The sequence below is a fragment of the Clostridium paridis genome (assembly GCF_016765615.1).
GTDB classification, from domain to species: Bacteria; Bacillota; Clostridia; order Clostridiales; family Clostridiaceae; genus Clostridium_T; species Clostridium_T paridis.
The window spans coordinates 1-24,726 of record NZ_JAESWA010000022.1 but is presented as its reverse complement, the minus strand read 5'-3'; the positions used below and the strand labels follow the sequence as shown (position 1 = coordinate 24,726).

The window sequence follows — 24,726 nt, the reverse complement described above, 5'->3', positions numbered from 1 at the left end:
GATAATAATCATGAGTATTTCCATAATAGTTATATTTTGGTATGAAGGAGAGAGGTTTATGAATATTACCAATATAGATTCAATAAATTCATTTATAACAAGTTATGAGAAAACTAATGATAAATCTGATAATAAAACAGAAGCGATAAATGAAATAAATACACCCAATAATAGTGATTATGTAGATTTTAGTATTAATTATTCCGATGATGAAGTAGCTTCAGTATTAAAGAATATTAGCAATGTATATGATAGCGAAGATATTTTGGGGACAAATTTAACTATGTTTGACTCTATGGATAAGTATGGAGACATACTTAAGAGTATAAATAATAATACAAAGTTTGATGATAATACTAAAACTCAATTAACAAAAATATTAGATAATTCTTTTGATTTTTATACTAATAGACAGATAGCACAATTTACAGGTGAGGTTTCAGGCCTTTTTAATAAAGCATATTATCAAGTGTTATCTTATTTAGAAAATGGTAAAGATATCGGAATCAAGGGAGATAAGTTAATAAATGGAGAAGAATTTCAAAAAAATCTTAAAGATGTGATTCTTTCTGCAAGAAACTTTTATAAAAATAATGCAAATGCCACTAAAGATGATTTAGAGAAATTTTTAGGAGAGAAATATGCTCATACCAGTAGGGTAGAAAGTTTAAGTTATAGTGACATTAAAGCATTAGATAAAGCCATGAATACAATTAATAATAGCAACTTAGATCCAAGTAAATTATCTAGAGAGGAATATAAAAAGAAAAAAGAGGAAGCCGCAAATGCAGCTTTAGTAGGTTTAAAAAAGGATGGAGCTTCTTCAATATTAATAGATACATTTGAAAAAGCTATAAAACAAAATAAAGGTAGTAACGCTAGAATCGATATATATAACAAGCTAAATGATGTGTTTGATAAGCAGCTAAAAGAACTAAATAAGTTGAAAACTAAGTATGAAGAAATGCTTAAAAATATAAAAGAAGCAAAAGAAAAAATGGAAGAACAATATAAAAAGGCAATAGAAAAATTAAAACATGATATTTTTGAAATGTATAAAATGAAATCTTCATTGAAACAAGTAACAGAAAAAGATGATCCTGTTGAAGATTTAACTAAGCAGCATAATGAAACTATGAAAGACCTTGAAAAAGAAAAAGTAGAAGTTGAAAAAGACTTAAAAGACATAAATAAAAGTATTAAAGATCTCGCAAAAGAGTATGATAGTTTCAAAGAGAATCCAAGCGCTTATATAGATAAATATATAGAGCAAGAATTAAATGGAAAAATAGAATAAAAGTAAAAAGTCACTAAAGTAGGTTACAAAGAATACTATTTTAGTGACTTTTTAGGTTGTTTATACACTGAATACATTATTTGCTTACTGTATAGCTAATTTTTTGGTTTCCAAAGCTTATAGCATTGGGAACTGCATTTGGATTATTTTCATAATCGAAGAATATGTCAACCCAGTACTGTGACTTTTGAAATGCTAAATCACCCTTATCTTGTACTACAAAAGTACTTTTATTTCCATAACCAGGTAAATATAAAGGACTAGTAGTAGTAATTATAGAACCAAAAGGAAAAACTGGAGCAGAGTAAGCATTAGTTCTATCAGATGGATGAACAGCACAAGTTGTATATGGAGTAGGAGAAACACCAGAGGAAGTTATTCCACCCACAGGAGATGTGTAAGCTGTAACGTCTTGATTTGTATAGGCTTGGCCGTTGTTCGAGCCTCCTACAGGTATAATGTTCCACTTTTGTGCTCTAGTATTGTTATCCGTATAAATATCAACATTAGTAAAATCAGAAGTACCAGCAGCATAGACATCTAAAGCTTTATTGCTCTTAGTATTAATTAATTTATAGGTACCATCGCTGTTCTGACTGATATTCCATTTTTGAGCAGCAGTATTGTTATCCGTATAAATATCAACGTTAGTGTAATCAGAAGTACCAGCTGCATAAACATCTAGAGCTTTACTGCTATTAGTATTAATTAACTTATAGGTACCATCACTGTTTTGAATAATATTCCATTTTTGAGCAGCGGTATTGTTATCAGTATAAATATCAACGTTAGTATAATCAGAAGAACCAGCATTATAAACATCTAGGGCTTTACCACTATTTACATTTATAAGCTTATAGGTTTGTCCAGAAACTATACTAGCAGCTGAAGCATGTATAGGACGCACTATCCCTAAAGATAGTATTGAGATTACTGCAGCAGATAAAACTTTTCTTGAAAATAACTTTTTACTCATTTATAAACACATCCTTTTATATTTTATTGTTTAGGTTGAACCTTTGAACCAATCAAAGCACCAGTTTTAGAGTCGTAAAATATTTGAGTAAATTGATTATCTCCAGTTAACCCAGTAATAGTTAAGAAGGTTTGGTTACCATTATTCATTAGCGAAAAGTGGTATCCATTAGCCCAATTAATTCCTGGTTTTAAATCAAAATCTTTTTTTGTTTTTTGAATCAAATCAGTAGAATCAATTTTAATGTCAACTGGATTTATCAGAGTGTTTTCCATAGTTTTATCATGATTTGAAGATAAGTTTGTAACTACACCATTAGAAATAGAAATTTGAAGTGTTTCTTCTGTAGAAATGTTTGAAAAAAGAAGATTCCATTTTTTACGCTTTCCTGTATTTCCAGCGGATTCATTTTCGTCATCATCTGTGCTAGTTATTACAACTAGCTTAGCATCTTTATACCATTCACTAGCATGTTCTAATCCTATGTTATATGCCTGGATTAATGAAAGTTCGCTAGCTGAACTTATATTTTGTGATGATGAATTTCTAGAATTGCTTTGAGAAAAAATACGAAAGTCAATTAATATGAGAATACAGAGAATGCATAATGCAATGATTAAAGTTATTTTTTTAGTAACTGTAAATCCCTCCTTTCTTAAAGAAAAATTTTTATTTTAAGTAAAAATTATAAGCAAGAAGCTAATTGTATAAAATTAGTTTGATTTACAAAATATGTTATTATAATAAATATTATAGCAATCTAAAATTCAAAGGTCAATATACATATTAAACCCAAAATATAGTTGACTTTAGCCTTAGGCAAAGGTTTAAAATTGAAATTGAAAGGGGAGATGTCAGCTTTGAGTACTGAATATAGTATAAAAAAGGTAGCTAAGCTATTTAATATTTCAACAAATAAAATAAGATTTTACGAAGAAAAAGGATTATTAAGCCCAAAAAGAAATCTTGAAAATGAATACAGAAAATTTAATAGTCAAGACATTATAAAGTTGCAGGCAATATTATTATATAGATCTATTGGAATACCAATTGACCAAATTAAGGAACTAATAAATAATAACAATAAGATGAATTTTTTAAATCATTTTAACAATCAATGGCAAGTAGTAAATAATGAAATACAAAGATTAAATGTAATAAGAGAATCACTTGAAGAAGTATTAGATAATATTTATGAAAGTAAGACAAATGAAATAACTACAGACTTCTTAGAAATAGTTGAAAAAGGAAATAAAATAAATAATATTAAGGATAATTGGAAGGATAAATGGGATTTTAATGAATGGGCTAGAAGATATGATGTCTTTATAAAAGAAGATAAAGGAAATCTAAATATATATAAGAATTATGAATTTATACTTGAAGATGTATATAATAAAGCGATTAATACAGAGCATATCGCTAAGAATATATTAGAAATAGGCGTCGGAACAGGAAATTTAGCTAGTAAATTCTTAAATAAAGATATTAATATTATTGGTATTGATCAATCAAGAGAAATGTTAGCAGTAGCTAAAGAAAAGTTTCCTAGATTGAAAGTTAGATTAGGAGAATTCTTAAAAATACCTTATAGTGATAAATATTTTGATGTAATAGTTTCTACTTATGCATTTCATCATCTTAACAATCAAGAAAAATGCATAGCCATAGTAGAAATGCTTAGAGTACTAAAAGACAATGGAAAGATTGTTATTGGAGATTTGATGTTTAGAGATGGAAAAGAAGAGCAGGATGTGTTAAAAAACTTAGATTCTAGAGAAATTGAAATCATAAAAGATGAATATTACTCTCATATAGATTTTTTAGAAAAAGAATTTATAAAATATAATAGAAAACTAAACTATACTAAAATTGATAATTTAAACTACATTATTGAAGTAAAATAATTTCTAATATGATAGAATAAAGATATAGACCTTTAAATCTAATGTTATAACAACCTTGGTTAAAGGTTGAACAAAAGAAGTACTTTAAAAACATAAAGTTTAGGGAGGAGAGAAATATATGGGATTTCCAAAAAACTTTTTATGGGGTGGCGCAACAGCTGCGAATCAATATGAAGGAGGGTATAATTTAGGTGGAAGAGGGCTTGCAACTTCAGATATTATAACTGAAGGAAGCTTGAATATACCTAGAAAGGCTTCTATTAGACTCATAGACGGAACAGTTACTTCGATTGGTCGTCATGATCCTATACCAGAAGGGGCAGTAGGATGTATTGATGACAATTACTATTATCCAAGTCATGTGGCTACAGATTTTTATCATCATTATAAAGAGGATATAGCACTATTAGCTGAAATGGGTTTTAAGTGCTTTAGAATGTCAATAAGTTGGTCTAGAATTTTTCCTAAGGGTGATGAAACAACTCCAAATGAAGAAGGATTAAAATTCTATGATGATGTATTTGATGAATGTTTAAAATATGGTATTGAACCAGTGGTTACTATATGCCATTTTGATATACCTAAATATTTAGCAGATGAAATGGATGGATGGTTAGATAGAAGAGTTGTAGATTATTTTACAAACTATTGTGAAGCAATATTTAAACGATACAAAAACAAGGTAAAATATTGGATGACCTTTAATGAAATAAATTTACTAAATGGGTATGCTACTTTAGGTACAAGAAAAACAGATGACCAAACACGTTATCAAGCAATACATCACCTATTTGTTGCAAGTGCTAAAGCAGTTAAATTAGGGCATGAAACCAATCCTGATTTTAAGATTGGAATGATGGTTGCTTATATACTTTCATATCCTGAAACTTGCAAGCCTGAAGATGTTCAAGAAGATTTATTTGCATCACGTGATTTAAAATATTTCTTCTGTGATGTTCAATGCAGAGGATATTATCCAGCATATAAACTAAAAGAGTTTGAAAGAAAAGGTATTATAATCAAAAAAGAACAGGGCGATGATGAAATTCTTAAAGAGGGTGTAGTCGATTATATTGGATTTAGCTATTACAATTCTTCAGTTTCTAGCGCGAGAAAGGATACTGAAACTACAGAAGGAAATGTAATTAGAGTAATGAAAAATAAATATCTCAAAGAGTCAGATTGGGGATGGCCAATAGACCCACTTGGAGTACGTACTTCATTAAATTACTTATATGATAGATATGAATTACCATTATTTATTGTAGAAAATGGTTTAGGAGCAAGTGATACTGTTGAAGAAGATGGTTCAATAAATGATGATTATAGAATTGAATATTTAAGAGATCATATAGCTGAGATGAAAAAGGCAATCGAATTAGATGGTGTTGATTTAATAGGTTATACTCCATGGGGGTGTATTGATCTTGTTTCAGCTGGAACTGGTGAAATGAAAAAACGTTATGGATTTGTATATGTTGACATGGACGATAAAGGAAAGGGTACCTTAAATAGAAGTAGAAAAAAATCTTTCTATTGGTACAAAAAAGTAATTTCAACAAATGGTGAAGATATTAGTTTAGAATAGAAAATTTAAAGTAAAAAAGATAATGTAGTGCAAATACATTATCTTTTTTACTTTATATAAAGTTATTTACTATAAATTATTTTATCATCAACGTTTGAATCTATTTTAACATTCTCTTTTCTTATTTTATCATCAATATTTACGATGTCTTGAATCTCTTTTACATAAACAGAAACCTCTTCTAAAGCAACTGGATGTTTTACAATTTCTAAGTCTTCTTGTCTTATTGGAATTCTAATAACGTCGGAAGTATTAGTACTTTTATCGTTTTTAATTTTTTCTATTACTAACACTTCTTTTTTTAAAGGAACTGTAATATTTTTCTCTTCGATAATTATTTCACTATGAATTTTCACTTCGCCATTTTTTACCCACTTTTTCACTATATCAAGTTTCTCTTCATGTAGCTGCATTTTTTCCTCTTTATACTTATCCATTATATCTTAATAAAAGCCTCTTGTTTCTTCATCTTGTTGTGGGTCAGCAGAAGCTAGATTAGCATTACCATCTTTATCAATACGAGCTTCTTCCTTTTTTAGTGTTTCATTTATAGTTTTTGTATCTTCTATTTCACGTTTATGTGCAGAAACCTCTCCAGTTACAACTGTATGTTTTCCAACATCCACTTTTTCTTCACTCACTGGTATATGTATAGTTTCTCCAGAAGATATAGGAGCATCTGATGGCTCATGGTTAAGAGCTTTTCTTTCTATAACAACTTCTTCATGCATAACTGGCACATCAACATGTTTTTCTTCTTCAATAACCTCTTTACTTAAAGTTACTTCACCTGTCTTTACTTTATTTTTAGTAACATCTAATTCTTCTTGTCTAAGTTCAAGCTTTCCATCTCTTTTTTCCTCATCTATATTTTCTTTAGTTCCAAATAAGTCGTCTAAAAATTTGCTCATTATAATTACCTCCTGTAGTAAATAATAAAAACTACCTCAATAATAGGATGTCCAATAATTATAGATATATCCTTAGTTAATATTGGATAAGTTATTATAAAATAAATTTCAAAATAAAAAACTATTAAAGTGCAAATAATATTTTAGAAAAATAAAATTTGAGGTGATAAAATGGAAGTTATAAATAAAAGAAGAAGTATAAGAGCATATAAAGATACAAAAGTACAAAAAGAAAAAATTGAAAGACTATTAAGAGCAGCTATGCAGGCACCATCATCATATAATCAGCAAGAGTGGGAGTTTCTTGTAGTTGAAAATAAAGATACTTTAAAAAAACTAGAAGGTATGAGTTCCTATTCAAAGCCAGTTGGAGATGCACCTCTTGCAATTATAGTATGTGCAAATAAAGACAGTATGAAGTCAGCTGAATGCTGGGAACAAGATTTAGGAGCAGTAACTCAAAATATTTTACTAGAAGCTGTAGAACTTGGACTAGGTGGTTTATGGTTAGCATGTGCACCGGTAGAAGAGAGAATGAATTACGTTAAGGAGATGTTCTATTTACCTAAAAGCATTCTTCCATATTCAGTAGTTGCAATAGGTTATCCTCTTGAAGAACCTAAATTTGTAGATAGATATAATGAAAGTAAAGTGCATTATGAAAAGTGGTAATAAAGATAAAAAGATCAGAAACATTGTCTCTGGTCTTTTTATCTTTATTATTTAAATTGAAAATGTTCATAATGAAAATTTGATACATTAATACTGCTATTTTTAAATTGTTTCATTAAGCCTTCTCTCATAGGCTTAGGACCACAAAAATAAACATCAATTGGAGCATTTATTGTTATAAGTTCACTAATTTCTTTAACAGTTAAAAACCCTTTTTCTTTTGAATTAAATAAATGTAGCCTTACATTATTTAAAGTTGAAGTTAATTCTTGTAATTCTTCTACATATGGAGCATCATCTTCACTATTGTAAGCATAAAAGAAGTCTATGGAAAAATCTTTTGGTACGTCTGCTTGAGCAAAACTTCTAAAAGGAGTTATTCCTATACCACCTGCTATCCAAATTTGATTATTAGCTCCACGCTTAAAATCAAATTTGCCATATGGACCTGAAACACTAAATTTATCACCTACTTTAAGAGTTTCAATCAATCTTTTAGTATGATCACCTAAGGCTTTAATTGTAAATTGAAGTTCCCCTTTTTTATGAGCTTCACTTAAAGTAAATGGATGAGAAGTAAAGTTAGATTCCCCATTTAGTACTTTTAGGAATGCAAACTGTCCTGGTTTATATTCTAAATCTTTACCTAGAGCACTTCCTGTTATTTCTAAGGTTCCTATTGCAACAGTTCTTAGGCTTTTAACCTTATATTTATATTTGAAGGATTTTTTCTCATAAATAAAGATACTATAAACTGCTGAAATTATCCCGATAAAGTTTAAGAGATTCATCCAAATACTAAAGAAATCTAAGGAAAAAGTAGGGTAGTTTGAACTACCATAATAATGATAAATACCTAATGAATAAGGAATAATCATAAACTTATGAATCACTTTCCAACGTTCATAATTTAACCTTTTAGCTAAAAGAGCAATTAGTATAAGTGCTACGAATAAGTATAAACTAAAACTTCCATACATTGCATAGGGATCTTTGGGCATTCTAATTCCCGAAGTTCTTTGTAGCTTTTTCCCTATATCAATTGTCTCATTGTGAATTAATATAAGTATTAGTGAAAAAATACTTAAATATTTATGGTATAAGTATGATTTATCTAACCCATTAAACATGTATTCAGCAAATTTATGGCGAGTAGATATAAAATTTACTAAGCAGAAAAACACCATGACTATTGCAGCGATTAATTGAGAATATTGAGTTATTGCTGGGATATCTCTAGTAGGTCTAATAAAAGCCCATGAAATATATGTTATTATAATGCTTATCATTATAATTATTAATCCTTTTTGTTTTTTCATTTTTAACACCTTCAATCATTTAAAATTAGCTGACAGTAAGGTATTTTTAATATTAGTTCATAATCTTAAAAAATTTATGAAGAACTGACGTTTAAATAAATAGTAAAAGTAGTTCCTTTATTTAATTCACTGTCAACTTTAATGCTTCCGTTATTTGAATCAATTATAGATTTAACAATAGATAGTCCTAAACCATAGCCACCATGTTTACGTGATCTATGAGATTCACTTCTAAAAAATCTGTCGAATATTTCAGTTAGGTGCTCCTTAGGTATTCCAGTACCATTATCTGAAATTTGAAGTTTTAAGTATTCGACAGTAGCACCATTAACAGAACTTGTACTTATAGTAATAACTCCATTTATCTCATCTGTATGTTGTACAGCATTTTGTACCAAATTAAATATAACTTGTTTAATTTGATTTTTATTAGTGTCAACAAATATATCTGTATCTAATTGTAAATCAATTAATCTGTTTCCTGACAAAATTTGAAGTTGTGGAAAGACTTCCTGAATTATCTCATTTATATTTTCTCTTTTTATTTCAACTTTAACTTTTTGATCAAGTTTAGTTAGTAATAATAAGTCATTTACTAATTTGGTAAGTCTATCGCTCTCAATTAGAATGCTATTTAAGGCTAAATCTAACTGCTTTTCATTTTTTGCAGCTCCTCTTAATAAAACTTCTACAAACCCATGAATGGATGTAAGTGGAGTCCTTAGCTCATGTGAAGCGTCTGAAACAAACTGTCTCATTTTTTCTCGTATAATTTGTTCTTGTTCAAAAGAAATTTCAATTCTTTCAAGCATATTATTAAAGGAATTTGAGAGGGTATCAATTTCAGCTTGCCCAGTATTTATAGGCAATCTCACATCTAGTTGTCTAGCATTAATTTTACCTACTGTGTCGGTAACATTATATAAAGGTTTTAAAGTTAATTTAAAAATAGTAACTCCAAGTAGTGAACCAATAAATAATACAAGTATTGAAGCGACCACATAAATGTATATCTGTTGAAGCAGTATTTCCTGAACTTGCTTTGCTGAAGTACTTAATTGTATCAATCCAGCTGGTGAATCAAGACTTCCTACTTTACGCCATATAACAATTTGTAGATTGTTATCTTGATCTTTAACTAAACTATAACCTTCAAGATTTCCACTCATTTGCAGTAAATTTAAGTAATAATTACTTGAAAGATTAGGAATAGATATTGGAGCATGGTCATGTTCTTTTATATCGCCTGCATCTTGTAGAATATCTGAGCTATTATGCCCATTTTCATCCTTAGTTTTACTGTCACCAGCTATAATATTACCTTTTGCATCAATAACAGCAACTGTTGTATAGTTATCTATAATTGTATCTATGATTTCAGAACTGTATGATTTTAAAGAATCTGAAGATTGTATTTCACTTAATTTTTTAGTATCAATATTATGAATTCTTGCTTCTAATACTTGCTCTTTACTTTTATAGAGATATTGCTTCATAGTAAAATATTGATATGCTCCAATAACTAATAGTAAAAACAATAGAATTAGTAAAAAGCGAGATAAAAGCTTAAAACGTAAACTTTTAGTGTTAGGAAATTTTAAATTTATTTTCATTGTATCGCCACCTTATAACCAGCTCCTCGAATTGTGCGAATTATATTGTGATCCTTGTCTCCAATTTTATCTCTGAGGTATCTAATATATACCTCTACAATATTCATTTCTCCATTGAAATCAAATCCCCAAACATTTTCTAGAATAGTAGATTTACTAAGTACAAGACCATTATTTATTAGTAAGTATTTAAGTAAATTATATTCAGTGGGTGATAACTCAAGTAGTTTATCTTTATAGCAAATTTCATGAGCACCATTGTCTACAGAAAAGTCGCCTATTGATAAAAGATCAGCTAATTCAGGAAAACTATTTCTAAGTCGAACATTTATCCTTGCAAGAAGTTCTTTAAAGCTAAAGGGCTTAATCATATAATCATCAGCGCCTAAATCCAATCCTTTAACCCTGTCATCTACGTCATCTCTTGCAGTTAACATTATTATAGATGTTTTTATAAATTTTTTGATTTCTAAGCAAACTTCGTATCCATTAATACCAGGAAGCATTATATCTAAAATAATAATATGTGGACTCACTTCTTGAGCTAATTTTATAGCTTCATTTCCATCAAAAGCTGTGTGAACTGTAAATCCTTCAGCTTCTAATCCCATTTTTATAAACTCAACAATACTTTCTTCATCATCAACTATTAGAATATTTATTTGTTTATTAAAAAGTGAAGGCATAATTTTTTCTCCTTTTGTTTGTTATTAAATTAAGTTTTAAATAAAAATACAAAAATTTCAATAGATTTTTGATAACTTTTTTATAATTCTAAAAATTTTAACAGGATTCTCAGCTTATTCTAAGGTTTCTCTCAGTTTAGTTTAAGCTAGCATGTTTATAATTTACATTGATGATAGGAAGGAGGTTTTAAATTTGTTATGGTTCAAAAAGAGTAAAGATAATTTTCCTATTATTAAGTGTTCATATATGCTTGGCACAATAATTAACTTAAAAGTATATGGGGAAAATGCCGCGAAAGGTATCGACAAAAGCTTAAAAAGAATACAAGAGATAGATGACAAGATGTCAGTCTTTAAAGAAGATAGTGAGGTTTCAAAAATAAATAAGAATGCTGGAGTATGTTTACAAAGAGTAAGTAAGGATACTTACTATGTTCTTGAAACTTCATTAAAATACTCAGATATGTCAAAAGGAGCTTTTGATCCAACGATTAGGCCTTTGGTTGATGTTTGGGGGTTTGGGAGAGGCGTAGAAAGAGTCCCTAATAAAGAGAAGATAGAATATGCTCTGAAACTTGTTAGTTATAAAGAGATTAGTCTTAATAAAGATGAAAAATCTATTGGACTTAATAATAAAGATCAATCAATAGATCTAGGAGCAGTTGCAAAAGGGTTTGCTGCGGATGAAACAAGAGATATTTTATTAAAAAATAATGTGAAGAGTGCAGTTATAGATTTAGGGGGGAATATATTTACACTTGGTAGTAACTTAAATGGAGATCCATGGAGAATAGGAATACAAGATCCAGTAAAACCAACAGGAACATATATGGGGATAATTTCTGTTAGAAATAAATCCATAGTTACTTCAGGAAATTATGAAAGATTTTTTATATCTAGAGGGAAAAGATATCATCATATTTTAGACTCAAAAACAGGATTTCCGTCTGAAAATGGAGTGATAAGCGTAACTATCATCTCTGATAATTCCATTGATGGTGATGCACTATCAACCTGTGCATATGTTATGGGATTAGAGAATGGGTATAAATTAATTCAATCAATACCAAATGTTGATGCGATATTTATAACTGGGAATAAGAAAATTTATATTACAGATGGTATCAAAAACAACTTTAAATTAGTAAATGAGGAGTATATAGTAGCTTAATTAAATTTATTTACGAAGAAATAGAATTTATCACATTATTCATAACAAATAGGGAGGCACAAAATGGCTAATTTAAGTAAAAAGATTTCTAAAATTCAAATAGCAAGAAAGATTGTACAAGTCATAGGGTTAATACTTTTTCCAGGAGTATTTATCTTAACTTTTAGTGAGATAAGGGACATATATCAAGGAATAATAAATGGAAACTTCAGCTTTATTCAAATGATTGGAAAGTCTGCAGAAGTAATTACAGTAATTCCAATAACAATATTTTTGGGAAGATTCTTTTGTGGGTGGCTATGCGCTTTTGGAACTTTAAATGATTTTCTATATCTAATATCAAATAAGATATTTAAGTTAAAGTTTAGAGTAGATGAAATCGTAGATACTGTGTTAAAGACCTTAAAATACTTGATTCTACTTTTTATTATCTATTTCATCTGGACTGAAAAAAGCACACTATTTGAGGCATCAAGTCCTTGGGATGCATTTGCTCAATTGCCTCAGTTTGGAGATGCAATATCTCAGTATACAATAGGTTCAATAATTCTTTTTTTAGTAATTATTGGCTCATTATTTGTTGAAAGGTTTTTTTGTAGATATTTATGCCCGTTAGGAGCAATTTTTACTCTTACATCTAAATTGAGAATATTCGACATTTCAAAGAAAAGAGATAAATGTGGAAAGTGTAGAATATGTACAAATAACTGCTCAATGGGAATACCAATGTATGAAAGTGACAAAATAAGAAGCGGTGAATGCATTAATTGCTTTAAATGTTTAGATGTTTGTCCAAGGAAAAATACAAAAGCTGAAATATGTGGTGAAAATGTAAACCCAGCATTAGCTGCTTGTGTAGCCATAGGAGGATTAACAGTACTATATACTGGTGGAAATGTATTAAGTAAAACTATAGAAAATTCATCTATAACACAAAGTCAGAAAAATAATATAGCAGGTAGCTTACAAACAAATAATAAATCTAAAAAATACAAGGATGGAACATATATAGGAACAGGAAATGGGTATAGATCTGGACTTCAAGTTGCAGTTACTATTAAAGATGGTAAAATATCTAACATTGAAATAGGCTCTAATAATGAAACTCCTAGAATTGCAGAAAGAGCATTTGAAAATTTACCTAGTGAAATTGTTACAGCTCAATCTACAGATGTTGATGGAGTATCAGGGGCAACAAGAAGCAGTAATGGAATTAAAGAAGCAGTGGAAGATGCATTAAGTCAGGCAGAAGATACTAATACACAAAGTAATAATGAAGCTACAAATAATAGTTTAAATAATGAAGCAAGTACCGTTACTAATAATACCAACAATAGCTCTAATGCTCAAACAAGTAAAAATAGTTCTACTCAAGTTAGTCAATCACAGTATAAAGATGGAGTATATGAAGGCATAGGAAGAGGTTATAGGCCAAATCTTCAAGTATCTGTAACAATACAAAATGGTAAAATATCAGCAATTGAAATAGGAGACAATAATGAAACTCCAAGATTTGCAGAAAGAGCATTTCAAAATTTACCTAGTGAAATTGTTAATGCTCAATCTACTAATGTAGATGGAATATCAGGAGCAACGAGAAGTAGTAACGGCATTAAAGCGGCAGTAGAAGATGCATTAAGTAAAGCTAAAATGTAGTACTAAATTAAAATAAATTAATTGGAGATGGAAAAAATGAAAAAATCACTATCAAAATTACCTAACATTATAACTAGTTTACGGATATTCTTATCAATTTCATTTGCATATTTAATTTTAAGACAAGATACATATTCAAATGAAAATTTTGAGGCAATTACCTTAATATTTTTATGTATATGTTTTTCTGATTTTATAGATGGTAAAATAGCACGAAAGACTGGAAATACTACAGTATTTGGAGCTAAGTTCGATGTTATTGCCGATTTATTTTATATGACAATTTCTTATTCAGCGTTAATAGTGGCAGGAAAGATTTACTTTTGGTTTTTAGGATTTATATTTATTAAATTCTTAGAATTTACAGTGACATCGAATTTTATGAGAAATTATAATAGAAAGTCAGAAAATCCATTTGTTTTTGATAAGTTAGGAAGAATAACTGCAGCTAGCTTTTATATAATTCCGGGAATTACGTGCTTAGTAAGTTATATAGCACCTTATTATGAACAAAGCTTAATTAAATATTTACTTTATGCAACATTATTAGCTGGAATTTATTCTTCTAGCATGAGAATAAAAAAATGTTTGGAGTTTAAAAATGTAAAAGCATTAGAAACATAAAATAGTCATAAATGGGAAAATTAGCATATCAGTATATGCTACTTCTCTAATAATGTGACACAAATCTTCCCTTAAAACATATTATATATTAAGCAACTAATGATAAAAAAATAATTAACAATACAAGGGGAAGATGAGAATGAGTCAGAATGATGAAATAGTTAGAATCTGTAATGAGGAGTATTCTAAAATCATTGACTATGATAATATTGTTGGATTAGCAAACGGTGTAAAAGTAGTTGGTGGAAAGAACACAGGCGAAAAGTGTATTGCAATTTTTGTTAAAGAAAAGTTACCTACTAGCGCACTAGATCCATCAAAAATAATTCCAAAAACAATTAATGGGATACCAACTGATGTTGTTCAAGTTGGTGAGATAAAGGCTTTGGGCTTAACCCAAAGAATAAGACCTGCCATGGGTGGATACAGTGTTGGAGTAGTAGGGATTACAGCTGGTACCATTGGTTGTGCAGCTTTTAATGGATATGGACTTGGAACTCAGCATTATATCTTGAGTAATAATCACGTTTTAGCAGATGAAAATAGAGCACCTTTAGGTTCTCCAATTGTTCAACCAGGACCAATAGATGGTGGAGTAATTCCAGGAGATATTATAGGGAATTTAGCAGATTTTGAACCTATCAGGTTTATTTCTACAACTAGAATACCGATAAATATCGTTGATTGTGCAATAGCTTTATGTCCAAATGAAAATATATCTTCCGAAATTATGTGGCAAGGCTATATTAATGGAATAACAAGCCCAGTTGTAGGACTAGCTGTTAAGAAAACAGGTAGAACAACTGGATTTACTATTGGTAATATATTATATACTAATGCAACTGTTATAGTAGGTTACGATACAGGCGATGCATTATTTGTAAATCAGATTATTACTAATAATATGTCAATGGGTGGAGATTCAGGTAGTCTTTTATTGGACAAAGAAAACAATGCTGTAGGGCTATTATTTGCAGGAAGTTCAGAGTTTACAGTCTATAATCCAATAAAAAATGTATTGAGAGTATTAAATGTAAATTTGGCATAATCATTGGACAAGCATTTCGCTAAATTAAGAAAGCTACTATTACAAAATAAAGTGTAATAGTAGCTATATTTATAGTATCATGATAAAATGAGTTTTTCTTTACCATTTAGTATACTTTTATTATAATATTAATTATAAGATAAATTTGATTTTAAATATTTTTACTAATTAGGAAGGCAGGTTAAAATGAAATTAGATAAGAGATTAGTACAATATTGTTTATATGCAGCAGGGACTGTGCTTCTGATTTATATGTGTATATCAATTTTTAACAACTTAGGGAGTATTATTTTAGTAGTTTCCGATACACTGGTAAAAGTAGTTAACCTAGTAAAGCCATTAATTATAGCTTTAGTAATTACATACTTATTGAAGCCAGGGGTCCATGCTATTGAAGGATTTTTAGAGAGTAGAAAAATCTTAAAAAAAGCTTCTTCAAGAAGGACAATTGGTATTTTGCTTATGTATACTTTAGTATTGGCAGTTTTCGTTGGTATAATTTCTGGTATATATGTTATGGTTGGAGGCAAGCTTTCAAATAATACAACTATAGCAAATATGACTATTTATTTAACTGAGCATTTGAATAATTCAACATTATCCGTAAACTCTATAACTGAAAAATTACAAAGTCTAAATATTTCAATTCCAGAAGATTTAAATAGTAAAATAGCTCAAGGTATAAGTTCTGTTCAATCATACGTTTCAACAAGTATAGGAAGTATAACAAATTTTATAGTTAATTTAGGTGGTAATATAGCTACATTTTTTATTGCCTTAGTATTGAGTATCTATTTAATTAAGGATTCTGAATATTTTAGAGATTTGTGGAATAAGATATTTAATCTTATATTTAAGAAAAGTAATGCAGGATATAAGCTCAAAGAAATATTCAGTATAATTGATAACACATTTAATAATTACATTAGAGGACAACTTTTAGAGGCATGCATGGTAGGAATTTTATCGACAATAGTTTTATATTTTATAGGAATCGATTATGCAATTGTAATAGGTATAATTGCAGGTATTTGTAATATGATCCCATATATAGGACCACTTGTAGGAACTGTTCTTGCAGTTGTAATGGCACTACTTAGTGGTGAGCCAATAACAGCTTTATATGCAGTAATTGGAATGCTTGTGGTTCAACAATTAGACAATAATTTATTGGCTCCCAAAATAGTTGGAGATAGTGTTGGACTACATCCAGTGTTCACTATGCTTGCAATTCTTATTGGGGGTAATGTCGGAGGACTAATAGGAATGTTAATAGCAGTTCCTGTTGCAGCTTCAATGAAAATCTTATTTAGCAAGTGGTATGCTTCCTATATGGAAAGAGCTCAAGAATAATTAAATAAAATTATAATTAGAAAGTCTTACAAGTTTGGTAAGACTTTTTAGTTTTCTAATGAATAAAAATAAACTTAGGATGTTATGGTATAATAGGGTATAAGTAACAAAAAAATACAGAGGTGAAGCTTAAAGTGGAGAATAATATAATTAAAGCATATAACTTAGACTTAAGATTACAAATAGAAGCCTTAGAAAAAATACTTTATTCAAGTGAAATGATAAAAACTGCTCTAGAAAGAGCTGAAAAGTTAGAAATAGAAAATTATTATATTGGGGCAGGGAGTATTGCACAAACAGTTTGGAATTATATTTCTAATAAGACTTTAAGTTATGGAATAAAAGATATTGATTTTGTATACTTTGATAATGAAAACTTAAATATTGAATCTGAAAATAAAATAATTAATAAGATTAGAAGCTTATATTCTGATATGAATATAGAAATTGATATTAAAAACCAAGCAAGAGTACACCTTTGGTATAAAGAACATTTCGGGTATGATATTACACCATATAACAATCTTGAAGAAGCAATAAATACTTGGCCAACTACTGCAACAGCAATTGGTGTAAGGAAAGATAAAAATAATAAATTAAAGATTTATGCACCTTATGGACTTAATGATTTATTTGGGAAAATAGTACGTGCTAATAAAGCACAGATAACTAAAGAAATTTATGAAGATAAAGTAGAGAAATGGATATCAAAATGGCCAGATTTAAATATTATACCATGGGAAAGATAAGTTATTAGAAATTTGTTGGGAGGATTTAATATGAAAATAGTATATAGGTTATTACTTATTTTACATCTTATTGTTGGGATTGGAGCAATGGCGGGAGGATTGGAAGCAATTCTTAATCCACAATCGCCTATGGGAATGCCAACAACGACATTGAAAAATTCACCATTCACTAATTTTTTAATTCCAGGAATAATTTTATTTGTGGTAATTGGCTTAGGAAATATAATAAGTGCATTAGTTTTTATTTTTAAAACTAAACTACAAGGCTATATAAGTGGAGTTATAAGTTTTGCATTAGTAATTTGGATAATAGTTCAATGTATAATGTTAAATGATATTGTTTTTCTACATGTATTATTTTTTTCAATCGGAGTTGTACAAGCAGTTTTATCTATAGCAGTTTTATTTGAGAGACGTCAATTCCCTACAAATATAATTTTAAGCCTTTATAGTAAACTACGAAGATAGTATTTAATACCATCGGGAGTAAATTCTCAATGGTATTTTTTTATACAAATTTACCGATTACATATTTAAAGTAATCTAGGAAATCATAAAATTATAATTAAATTATTTAATTAATTATAAAGTGGTGATGTTATTAATGACGGTATTTAATAAGATTAAGGGATATGTAAGGAATAATTCAAACATGAAAAATGATATAAATTATTATTTGAATAAAAATTATAAAATCAATCCATTAACAGAATCAATAAGAATTTCAATAATATACGGAGTAGCAGGTGTATTATGGATTGTTTTATCCGATGAAATAGTAAGCAAGTTTGTTCCAAATTTTACTGATTATAAAATAGTTGCTATGTATAAAGGCTGGGTGTATGTTGCTATAACAACAGCACTAATACTTGTATTAATTGAAAGAAGATTAAAGTTATTTAAAAAAGCAGTGGATAAAATCTATAATTATTTAGATGAAATTAATGAAGTAAATGAAGAGCTTCTTGTTCTTGAAGATGAATTAAGAGAACAAAATGAACAATTAAAGGAAAGTCAAAACTCATTAGCAATTAGTGAGCAACGTTATGAATTAGCTGTTGAAGGAGCTGATTGTGGAATTTGGGATTGGGATATAGAAAATGGAGTTTACTTCTTTTCAGATAAGTGGAAAAATTATTTAGGGTATGAGAAAAATGAAATAAGTAATAACTTTGATGCATGGGTATATCTAATACATCCAGATGAAAGAGAAGATGTGATAGAAAAAATCAATGAGTATTTATCTTCTAGGGAAGGGCCTTATGAAAGCATATATAGAATGAAAAGTAAAAATGGAGAATATAGATGGATATTGAGTAAAGGAAAAGGAATTTGGACAAAGGAAGGCAGGCCAATAAGAGTTGCTGGTTCACATACTGATATCACAGAACATAAAATTGCTGATGATAGATTGAATTTTCTTGCTAGGTATGATTCGCTTACAAAATTACCTAATAGACTTTACTTTGAAGAAAAAGTTAATGAGATAATTTATAACTGCAGTGAAGATAGTAGATTTTCGCTAGTTTATATGGATGTGGATAATTTTAAAAATATTAATGATACATTAGGACATGAGACAGGCGACATACTGTTAAAATATATATCAAGCATTTTAATTGAAGAAATCAAAGAACCAAATTTTGCAGGAAGACTTGGTGGAGATGAATTTGCAATCTTATTTAAGAATCCTGAGAATAAAAGAGAGGTTAGGATAAAATTAAATAATATATTAGTTAAGCTAAAAGAGCCTTGGGTTTGTAATAAACATAAGTTTTTCAACTCATATAGTATCGGAATAGCGCAGTACCCTGAAAATGGCTGTACTTTATCTACACTGCTAAAAAATGCAGATATAGCAATGTATAATGTTAAAAAAAATTCAAAAGACAACTTATGTTTTTATACCGAAGCAATGCAGGAGAAAGAACTAAAATATGTTGAGTTAGTAAATGATCTTAGAAGTGCAATTGAAAAGGAAGAATTTAAATTAGTGTATCAACCTATAATAAATTTAAATACATTTGAATTAATAGGTGTAGAAGCATTAATTAGATGGAATCATCCCATACAGGGAATTATATCTCCAAGGGAATTTATTCCGTTAGCAGAAGAAACAGGGCTTATATTTTATATTGGCAGTTGGGTATTTAAAGCTGCAATGTTACAAAAAAAAGAATGGGAGGAAATGGGTTACCACAATATACAAATGTCAGTAAATATTTCAGGAAGTAGAATTACTAGAAAGAGTTTAACTGAAGATATTATCAATATTATAAATGAAGTAGGATTAAAATTTGAAGAAATTCAACTAGAGATAACCGAAACAGCGGTAATGAAAGATGTTGATGCTGCAATAGAAGTATTAAATGTTTTAAAAGCTAAAGGGATTAAAATAGCACTAGATGACTTTGGAACAGGATATTCTTCAATAACATACTTGAAAAAACTACCAATTGATGTAGTCAAAATTGATAAAAGTTTTATAGATGGGGTTTCTCAATCAAAAGAAGATAATATAATCTTAGAGAATATTATAAAGCTTACGCATGACTTAAAATTAAAGGTAGTTGCAGAAGGGATAGAAACAAAGGAGCAGCTAGAATTTCTAAAAGATAAAAAATGCAATTATGGGCAAGGTTATTTATTTAAAAAGCCAGTTGATAAAGAAGAAATTGAAAAGTTATTAATGCTTTCACAATTTGTTTTAAACTAAATATAAAATTAGTTGATTTTAAGGGCTATGTGATATTTATTACATAGCCCTTTAGTCAATAATAAAAAGATATAATTAAATGTTTACAAGGATAAAATAAACATTTATAATTTAACTTAAGAAAAGACTTTTGATAAGTATTATTGAAAGTTTAAGGAGGAAAAATGCTACAAATATCTAATAATACAATCAGAGTAAAGCAAATAAATACACAATTAGTAAAGAATGCATTAAAAGCCTCAAGTTATGGAACAAAAACTACTATAGCTAAGGCCACTGGACTTAGTATTGCAACCTGCGGAAATATTTTAAATGAACTTTTAGAAAAAGGTGAAGTGCTTGAAATAGACTTAGAGGAATCTAATGGGGGGCGCCCAGCAAGACGTTTTATATATAATGCCGATTACGCATATATTGCATGTATGTATCTTAGAACTGAAGGCAAAGAAAATTCGATAAATTATGTAATAACAAATTTGCTTGGGGAGAACATTCAAGAGGAAAAGATTATTGTAAAATCAATAAATTTTGAACTTATAGATACTACCATTGAAGAATTGATTATGAGATATGAAAACATAATGGCTTTAGGAATCGGAGTCCCTGGAGTAGTACATGATGGTCATATTGGGGTTTGTGATATCAGTGATTTAGTTAATTTCCCACTTGGAGAAAAGTTGAAGGAAAAATATCAAGTGGAAGTTATTATTGAAAATGATATGAATTTTACTGCTTTTGGTTTCTATGAAAAACAGGAAAATGATGAAGATAAAACCTTAGTTTATGCTCTTTTCCCTAAAGATAACTTGCCTGGAGCAGGTATCATAATCGATGGACATATGTTTAAAGGTAATACCAAGTTTGCAGGTGAATTATCCTTTCTGCCTTTTGATATGAAAAGAGAAGAACAACTTATAAAGTTAAATAATAATAGAGATTTTTTAAAGATTGTAGTAAAATCAATTACTTCAATCATTGCTATAATTAATCCTGAAACTATAGTGTTAAGTGGTGATTTATTTAAAGGTAATGAACTAGATGATATTTACAAAGAATGTACAAAAATCATTCCAAAAGAACACATGGCTAATATTTTTATAAAAGAGGATATACATGAAGATTATATGAATGGAATTGTTTCAATTACGTTAGAAAGTTTAAATTATAATATTAAATTAATTGAAAGAAAATTATAAGGTGGAGGGTTTAAAATGAGTTATATAGACTTGCATATGCATTCAAATTACAGTGATGATGGTGAATTTTCACCTAAAACTATAGTGGATTTATGTTTAGAGAAGAAATTAAAATATTTTTCAATTGCAGATCATAATTCTGTAAAAGCAATAAGTGAAGCAAAAAAATATTGTCAGGATAAAAATATAACAATAATACCTGGCATAGAATTAGACTGCACTATTAATGGGGTTAATCTTCATTTATTAGGATATGGAGTTGACTATAATAATCCTATATTTAATGAAATTGAGGAAGATATAATATCTCAAGAGAAATTTGCATCAAAAAAAAGAATGAAGCTTGTTAGAGAACTGGGAATAGACTTTTCAGATGACTATATTAACTCTATTTCAAGAAATGGTGTTGTGAATGGAGAGATGATAGCAGAAGCAGCAATGGAATTTGATAAGCATAAGAAAAATCCTTTATTGAAACCTTATTATGAAAATGGGGGAAGAAGTGATAATCCTTATGTTAATTTTTATTGGGATTATTGCTCTCAAGGCAAGCAAGCCTATGCAGAAGTTAAGTTTATAAGTCTTAAAGAAGCAATAAACATAATTTTAGAATCAGGAGGGGTACCTGTACTTGCACATCCAGGTAATAATGTTAAAGAAAAAGAGGAATTACTTAAGGCGATTATAGAAAGCGGAATAAAGGGTATGGAAGTTTATAGTAGCTATCATAATAAAGAGCAGACTGAGTACTATAAAGAAAGTGTTTTAAAAAATAATTTAATATCAACCTGCGGAAGTGATTTTCACGGAAAAACAAAACCAAGTATCAAGTTAGGAAGTACAGAATGCGAAAATTCTGAAGAAGAGATAATAAAGGGGTTAAGAAAATTTATAGAATTTTAGTTTAGGTTGAGAGGTGGGAATAACTATGAATCAAAAAGATAGAATGTTAGCAGGATTGCCCTATAAAGCATGGTTAGATACCTTGCCAGAAGAACGAATGGAAAATCAAAAGAAGATATATGAGTATAATCACTGTCACCCAGAAAAAAAAGAGAAAATTGATAAATTAATAAGAGAAATTCTTGGAAAAACAGGTGTAGGTATAAATATCGAAGCACCGTTTCATTGTGACTATGGAAAGAATATAGAGGTTGGAGATAATTTTTTTGCAAACTATAACTGTACAATTTTAGATGTTGGGAAAGTCATTATAGGGGATAATGTGCAATTTGCACCAAATGTCTCTCTATATACTGCTGGACACCCAATACACCCAGACTCAAGAAATTCTGGTTATGAATATGGTATAGGTATAACAATAGGAAATAATGTTTGGCTTGGCGGAAATGTTGTAGTAAACCCAGGTGTTAACATAGGAAATAATGTTGTTATTGGTTCGGGAAGTGTGGTTACAAAAGATATTCCAGATAATGTTATTGCTGTAGGAAATCCATGTAAGGTTATTCGTGAAATAACAGAGGATGATCGTAAGTATTATTATAAACAGAAGGAATTTGATGTAGATGATTATAACGGTTAGTCTCATCCTTAATTAAAAAAAAGAGCAATTTTTAAGTTATACCTTCATGTAGTTAAACATATTTTATAATGTTAACTTATATGGAGGTATTTATGATTACTATAAGTTTATGTATGATTGTAAAAAATGAAGAAAATGTTATATGTAGATGTCTTAATTCCATCAAAGATATTGTAGATGAAATAATTATAGTAGATACTGGTTCAACAGATAAAACTAAGGATGTTGTAAGAGATTATACAGATAAAATATATGATTTTAAGTGGATTGATGATTTTTCGGCTGCAAGAAATTTTTCGTTTGATAGGGCAACCATGGATTATATCTTGTGGCTAGATGCTGATGATGTATTATTAGAAGAAGATCGAAAGAAGTTTTTTAAGCTAAAAGAAACTATGATGCCTGATATTGATGAGGTAATGATGAAGTATAATGTGGGACTAAATCAAAGAGGGGAAGTGACTTTATCCTATTATAGAGAAAGACTTTCTAAAAGAAATAAAGGATATAAGTGGCATGAACCAGTTCATGAATACCTTGAAATTAACGGAAAAGTAATTAATTCTGATATTTGCATAACACATAAAAAAGAACATGAAAATGAAAAAGGAAGAAATCTAATAATTTATAGGAAGTATTTATCTGAAGGGAAAAAACTTACTATAAGAGGATTATTTTATTATGCACGAGAGCTTTATTATAATGAATATTATAGTGAGGCAATAGAAAGTTTTAATAAATTTCTAGATTCAAATAAAGGATGGCAAGAAGACAATATAAATGCTTGTTTAGACTTGGCTAAATGTTATAGTAATTTAAATGATAAAAAGAATTGTTTAAGAATTTTATTAAGAAGCTTTGAATATGATACACCAAGAGCTGAGGCATGTTGTAATATTGGCTATTATTATTTTGAAAAAAATGATTATAAAAGAGCAATCTTTTGGTATAAGTTAGCTACAAGCATTGAGAAACCAGAAAGTGGATGGGGATTTATTTATAATGATTACTGGGACTACATTCCATTTATGCAACTGTGCGTATGTTATGATAGGCTAGGAAATATAAATGAAGCTATGAGATATAATAACAAAGCAGCAGAATGTAAACCAAATGATCAAGCAGTACTTTATAATAAAAAATATTTTGAAAGTTTAAAGAGTAAGTAGAAAAAGAGCTAATTTTTTGAAGTGCACCCCAAATGTTAGACAAAAATAATATTTGGAGGTGTATTTTTTATGGCAAAACATTCATTAGAAGTTAAAATCAAAGCAGTGAATGATGTGCTAGAGTTAGGTATGTCAGCTTGTGCAGTTGCCAAAGGACTCAACACAGTACATTCTGTAGTCCAAAGATGGGTTGCACTTTATGAAAAGTTTGGGGTTGAAGGGCTACATATGAAGTCTAAAACATATACTGGTGATTTTAAAGTTCATGTTGTAGAATATATCCATGAGAATGGATTATCCCTATTCCAAGGGGCAGTTCATTTTGGAATTCCAAGTGATTCGACCGTGGGCAAATGGGATCATATATATTTTGAGGATCTCAACCTAAGGCAGGAACATGGGATATTCCTACTGACAAATGGGATCATATATATTTTGAGGATGGTCCAGAAGCTCTGTATAGAGATAACAGAGGGAGGAAGGCAAAAGTGAAAAAAGATAAGCCTAATGCACATAGTTCAAAAGACGAAGA

At 29.0% G+C, this 24,726-nt stretch carries 25 protein-coding genes; 18 read left to right on the top strand and 7 right to left on the bottom strand.

Annotation, left to right across the window (positions count from 1 at the left end):
* The first annotated feature begins 58 nt into the window (after positions 1-58).
* A complete protein-coding gene (locus JK634_RS07660) occupies positions 59-1,297 on the top strand; it encodes a hypothetical protein (RefSeq protein ID WP_202767058.1) in 1,239 nt (412 codons plus the stop codon).
* A 76-nt stretch (positions 1,298-1,373) separates the two neighbouring features.
* On the opposite strand, the gene JK634_RS07655 is transcribed toward JK634_RS07660, so the two are convergent.
* Positions 1,374-2,273, bottom strand: coding sequence for an RICIN domain-containing protein (locus tag JK634_RS07655; protein WP_202767057.1), 900 nt, complete (start codon positions 2,271-2,273; stop codon positions 1,374-1,376).
* Positions 2,274-2,296: 23 nt separating this feature from the next.
* Positions 2,297-2,548 (bottom strand): hypothetical protein, encoded by a 252-nt coding sequence (locus JK634_RS07650; RefSeq protein WP_202767056.1) that lies wholly within the window; start codon positions 2,546-2,548, stop codon positions 2,297-2,299.
* A 76-nt stretch (positions 2,549-2,624) separates the two neighbouring features.
* On the opposite strand from JK634_RS07650, the gene JK634_RS07645 reads away from it, so the two are divergent.
* The 3 genes from JK634_RS07645 (at position 2,625) to JK634_RS07635 (ending at position 5,768) form a co-directional block, all read left to right on the top strand.
* Positions 2,625-2,834, top strand: coding sequence for a hypothetical protein (locus JK634_RS07645; protein WP_202767055.1), 210 nt, complete (start codon positions 2,625-2,627; stop codon positions 2,832-2,834).
* A 299-nt stretch (positions 2,835-3,133) separates the two neighbouring features.
* Positions 3,134-4,180: a MerR family transcriptional regulator gene (locus tag JK634_RS07640; protein ID WP_202767054.1), complete on the top strand. Its 1,047-nt coding sequence runs from the start codon at positions 3,134-3,136 to the stop codon at positions 4,178-4,180.
* Between the two features lie 118 nt (positions 4,181-4,298).
* Positions 4,299-5,768, top strand: coding sequence for a family 1 glycosylhydrolase (locus JK634_RS07635; RefSeq protein WP_202767053.1), 1,470 nt, complete (start codon positions 4,299-4,301; stop codon positions 5,766-5,768).
* Positions 5,769-5,830: 62 nt separating this feature from the next.
* Here the strand turns inward: JK634_RS07635 and JK634_RS07630 are convergent, their stop codons facing one another.
* Together JK634_RS07630 and JK634_RS07625 are read right to left on the bottom strand one after the other, a co-directional pair.
* Entirely contained in the window at positions 5,831-6,181 is a 351-nt protein-coding gene (locus tag JK634_RS07630) for a YsnF/AvaK domain-containing protein (RefSeq protein ID WP_202767052.1), read from the bottom strand.
* 30 nt (positions 6,182-6,211) lie between these two features.
* The gene (locus tag JK634_RS07625; protein WP_202767051.1) at positions 6,212-6,679 is read right to left on the bottom strand and encodes a YsnF/AvaK domain-containing protein; all 468 of its coding nucleotides are present in this window, start codon (positions 6,677-6,679) and stop codon (positions 6,212-6,214) included.
* Positions 6,680-6,850: 171 nt separating this feature from the next.
* Here JK634_RS07625 and JK634_RS07620 point away from each other — a divergent pair, with 171 nt between their 5' ends.
* Complete coding sequence (locus JK634_RS07620; protein WP_202767050.1) at positions 6,851-7,351, top strand: nitroreductase family protein; 501 nt, start codon at positions 6,851-6,853, stop codon at positions 7,349-7,351.
* A gap of 47 nt (positions 7,352-7,398) precedes the next feature.
* Here the strand turns inward: JK634_RS07620 and JK634_RS07615 are convergent, their stop codons facing one another.
* From JK634_RS07615 to JK634_RS07605, 3 genes are all read right to left on the bottom strand, one after another.
* Positions 7,399-8,670 carry a ferredoxin reductase family protein gene (locus tag JK634_RS07615; RefSeq protein ID WP_202767049.1) on the bottom strand — a complete coding sequence of 424 codons (1,272 nt, stop codon included), beginning with the start codon at positions 8,668-8,670 and terminating at the stop codon, positions 7,399-7,401.
* 74 nt (positions 8,671-8,744) lie between these two features.
* The gene (locus tag JK634_RS07610) at positions 8,745-10,283 is read right to left on the bottom strand and encodes a sensor histidine kinase (protein ID WP_202767048.1); all 1,539 of its coding nucleotides are present in this window, start codon (positions 10,281-10,283) and stop codon (positions 8,745-8,747) included.
* Entirely contained in the window at positions 10,280-10,969 is a 690-nt protein-coding gene (locus JK634_RS07605) for a response regulator transcription factor (protein ID WP_202767047.1), read from the bottom strand. The genes JK634_RS07610 and JK634_RS07605 overlap by 4 nt, the downstream gene beginning before the upstream one ends.
* Before the next feature lie 193 nt (positions 10,970-11,162).
* On the opposite strand from JK634_RS07605, the gene JK634_RS07600 reads away from it, so the two are divergent.
* The 13 genes from JK634_RS07600 to JK634_RS07540 all read left to right on the top strand — a co-directional run bounded on the left by JK634_RS07600 (position 11,163) and on the right by JK634_RS07540 (position 24,686).
* Positions 11,163-12,140: an FAD:protein FMN transferase gene (locus tag JK634_RS07600; RefSeq protein ID WP_243425582.1), complete on the top strand. Its 978-nt coding sequence runs from the start codon at positions 11,163-11,165 to the stop codon at positions 12,138-12,140.
* 63 nt (positions 12,141-12,203) lie between these two features.
* Positions 12,204-13,796, top strand: coding sequence for an FMN-binding protein (locus JK634_RS07595; RefSeq protein WP_202767045.1), 1,593 nt, complete (start codon positions 12,204-12,206; stop codon positions 13,794-13,796).
* 36 nt (positions 13,797-13,832) lie between these two features.
* Positions 13,833-14,420 (top strand): CDP-alcohol phosphatidyltransferase family protein, encoded by a 588-nt coding sequence (locus JK634_RS07590; RefSeq protein WP_202767044.1) that lies wholly within the window; start codon positions 13,833-13,835, stop codon positions 14,418-14,420.
* A gap of 139 nt (positions 14,421-14,559) precedes the next feature.
* Entirely contained in the window at positions 14,560-15,468 is a 909-nt protein-coding gene (locus JK634_RS07585) for a chymotrypsin family serine protease (protein WP_202767043.1), read from the top strand.
* A gap of 186 nt (positions 15,469-15,654) precedes the next feature.
* Positions 15,655-16,821 carry an AI-2E family transporter gene (locus JK634_RS07580; RefSeq protein WP_202767042.1) on the top strand — a complete coding sequence of 389 codons (1,167 nt, stop codon included), beginning with the start codon at positions 15,655-15,657 and terminating at the stop codon, positions 16,819-16,821.
* Positions 16,822-16,955: 134 nt separating this feature from the next.
* Positions 16,956-17,570: a nucleotidyltransferase family protein gene (locus tag JK634_RS07575; RefSeq protein ID WP_338031220.1), complete on the top strand. Its 615-nt coding sequence runs from the start codon at positions 16,956-16,958 to the stop codon at positions 17,568-17,570.
* 30 nt (positions 17,571-17,600) lie between these two features.
* Positions 17,601-18,038, top strand: coding sequence for a hypothetical protein (locus JK634_RS07570; protein ID WP_202767041.1), 438 nt, complete (start codon positions 17,601-17,603; stop codon positions 18,036-18,038).
* Positions 18,039-18,174: 136 nt separating this feature from the next.
* Entirely contained in the window at positions 18,175-20,286 is a 2,112-nt protein-coding gene (locus JK634_RS07565; protein ID WP_202767040.1) for a GGDEF domain-containing phosphodiesterase, read from the top strand.
* Positions 20,287-20,450: 164 nt separating this feature from the next.
* Entirely contained in the window at positions 20,451-21,482 is a 1,032-nt protein-coding gene (locus JK634_RS07560; RefSeq protein ID WP_202767039.1) for an ROK family protein, read from the top strand.
* Between the two features lie 15 nt (positions 21,483-21,497).
* Positions 21,498-22,385: a PHP domain-containing protein gene (locus JK634_RS07555; RefSeq protein ID WP_202767038.1), complete on the top strand. Its 888-nt coding sequence runs from the start codon at positions 21,498-21,500 to the stop codon at positions 22,383-22,385.
* A 25-nt stretch (positions 22,386-22,410) separates the two neighbouring features.
* Positions 22,411-23,025 (top strand): sugar O-acetyltransferase, encoded by a 615-nt coding sequence (locus JK634_RS07550; RefSeq protein ID WP_202767037.1) that lies wholly within the window; start codon positions 22,411-22,413, stop codon positions 23,023-23,025.
* A gap of 92 nt (positions 23,026-23,117) precedes the next feature.
* Positions 23,118-24,194 (top strand): glycosyltransferase, encoded by a 1,077-nt coding sequence (locus tag JK634_RS07545; protein ID WP_202767036.1) that lies wholly within the window; start codon positions 23,118-23,120, stop codon positions 24,192-24,194.
* A gap of 69 nt (positions 24,195-24,263) precedes the next feature.
* Positions 24,264-24,686, top strand: coding sequence for a transposase (locus tag JK634_RS07540; protein WP_202767035.1), 423 nt, complete (start codon positions 24,264-24,266; stop codon positions 24,684-24,686).
* The last annotated feature ends 40 nt before the right edge of the window (positions 24,687-24,726 follow it).

Bases quoted from the DNA above. Each gene is read 5' to 3' on its own strand.
- JK634_RS07660 (WP_202767058.1), top strand. From the start codon at position 59: ATGAATATTACCAATATAGATTCAATAAATTCATTTATAACAAGTTAT.
- JK634_RS07655 (WP_202767057.1), bottom strand. From the start codon at position 2,273: ATGAGTAAAAAGTTATTTTCAAGAAAAGTTTTATCTGCTGCAGTAATC.
- JK634_RS07650 (WP_202767056.1), bottom strand. From the start codon at position 2,548: ATGGAAAACACTCTGATAAATCCAGTTGACATTAAAATTGATTCTACT.
- JK634_RS07645 (WP_202767055.1), top strand. From the start codon at position 2,625: ATGTTTGAAAAAAGAAGATTCCATTTTTTACGCTTTCCTGTATTTCCA.
- JK634_RS07635 (WP_202767053.1), top strand. From the start codon at position 4,299: ATGGGATTTCCAAAAAACTTTTTATGGGGTGGCGCAACAGCTGCGAAT.
- JK634_RS07630 (WP_202767052.1), bottom strand. From the start codon at position 6,181: ATGCAGCTACATGAAGAGAAACTTGATATAGTGAAAAAGTGGGTAAAA.
- JK634_RS07625 (WP_202767051.1), bottom strand. From the start codon at position 6,679: ATGAGCAAATTTTTAGACGACTTATTTGGAACTAAAGAAAATATAGAT.
- JK634_RS07620 (WP_202767050.1), top strand. From the start codon at position 6,851: ATGGAAGTTATAAATAAAAGAAGAAGTATAAGAGCATATAAAGATACA.
- JK634_RS07615 (WP_202767049.1), bottom strand. From the start codon at position 8,670: ATGAAAAAACAAAAAGGATTAATAATTATAATGATAAGCATTATAATA.
- JK634_RS07610 (WP_202767048.1), bottom strand. From the start codon at position 10,283: ATGAAAATAAATTTAAAATTTCCTAACACTAAAAGTTTACGTTTTAAG.
- JK634_RS07605 (WP_202767047.1), bottom strand. From the start codon at position 10,969: ATGCCTTCACTTTTTAATAAACAAATAAATATTCTAATAGTTGATGAT.
- JK634_RS07595 (WP_202767045.1), top strand. From the start codon at position 12,204: ATGGCTAATTTAAGTAAAAAGATTTCTAAAATTCAAATAGCAAGAAAG.
- JK634_RS07590 (WP_202767044.1), top strand. From the start codon at position 13,833: ATGAAAAAATCACTATCAAAATTACCTAACATTATAACTAGTTTACGG.
- JK634_RS07585 (WP_202767043.1), top strand. From the start codon at position 14,560: ATGAGTCAGAATGATGAAATAGTTAGAATCTGTAATGAGGAGTATTCT.
- JK634_RS07580 (WP_202767042.1), top strand. From the start codon at position 15,655: ATGAAATTAGATAAGAGATTAGTACAATATTGTTTATATGCAGCAGGG.
- JK634_RS07570 (WP_202767041.1), top strand. From the start codon at position 17,601: ATGAAAATAGTATATAGGTTATTACTTATTTTACATCTTATTGTTGGG.
- JK634_RS07565 (WP_202767040.1), top strand. From the start codon at position 18,175: ATGACGGTATTTAATAAGATTAAGGGATATGTAAGGAATAATTCAAAC.
- JK634_RS07560 (WP_202767039.1), top strand. From the start codon at position 20,451: ATGCTACAAATATCTAATAATACAATCAGAGTAAAGCAAATAAATACA.
- JK634_RS07555 (WP_202767038.1), top strand. From the start codon at position 21,498: ATGAGTTATATAGACTTGCATATGCATTCAAATTACAGTGATGATGGT.
- JK634_RS07550 (WP_202767037.1), top strand. From the start codon at position 22,411: ATGAATCAAAAAGATAGAATGTTAGCAGGATTGCCCTATAAAGCATGG.
- JK634_RS07545 (WP_202767036.1), top strand. From the start codon at position 23,118: ATGATTACTATAAGTTTATGTATGATTGTAAAAAATGAAGAAAATGTT.
- JK634_RS07540 (WP_202767035.1), top strand. From the start codon at position 24,264: ATGGCAAAACATTCATTAGAAGTTAAAATCAAAGCAGTGAATGATGTG.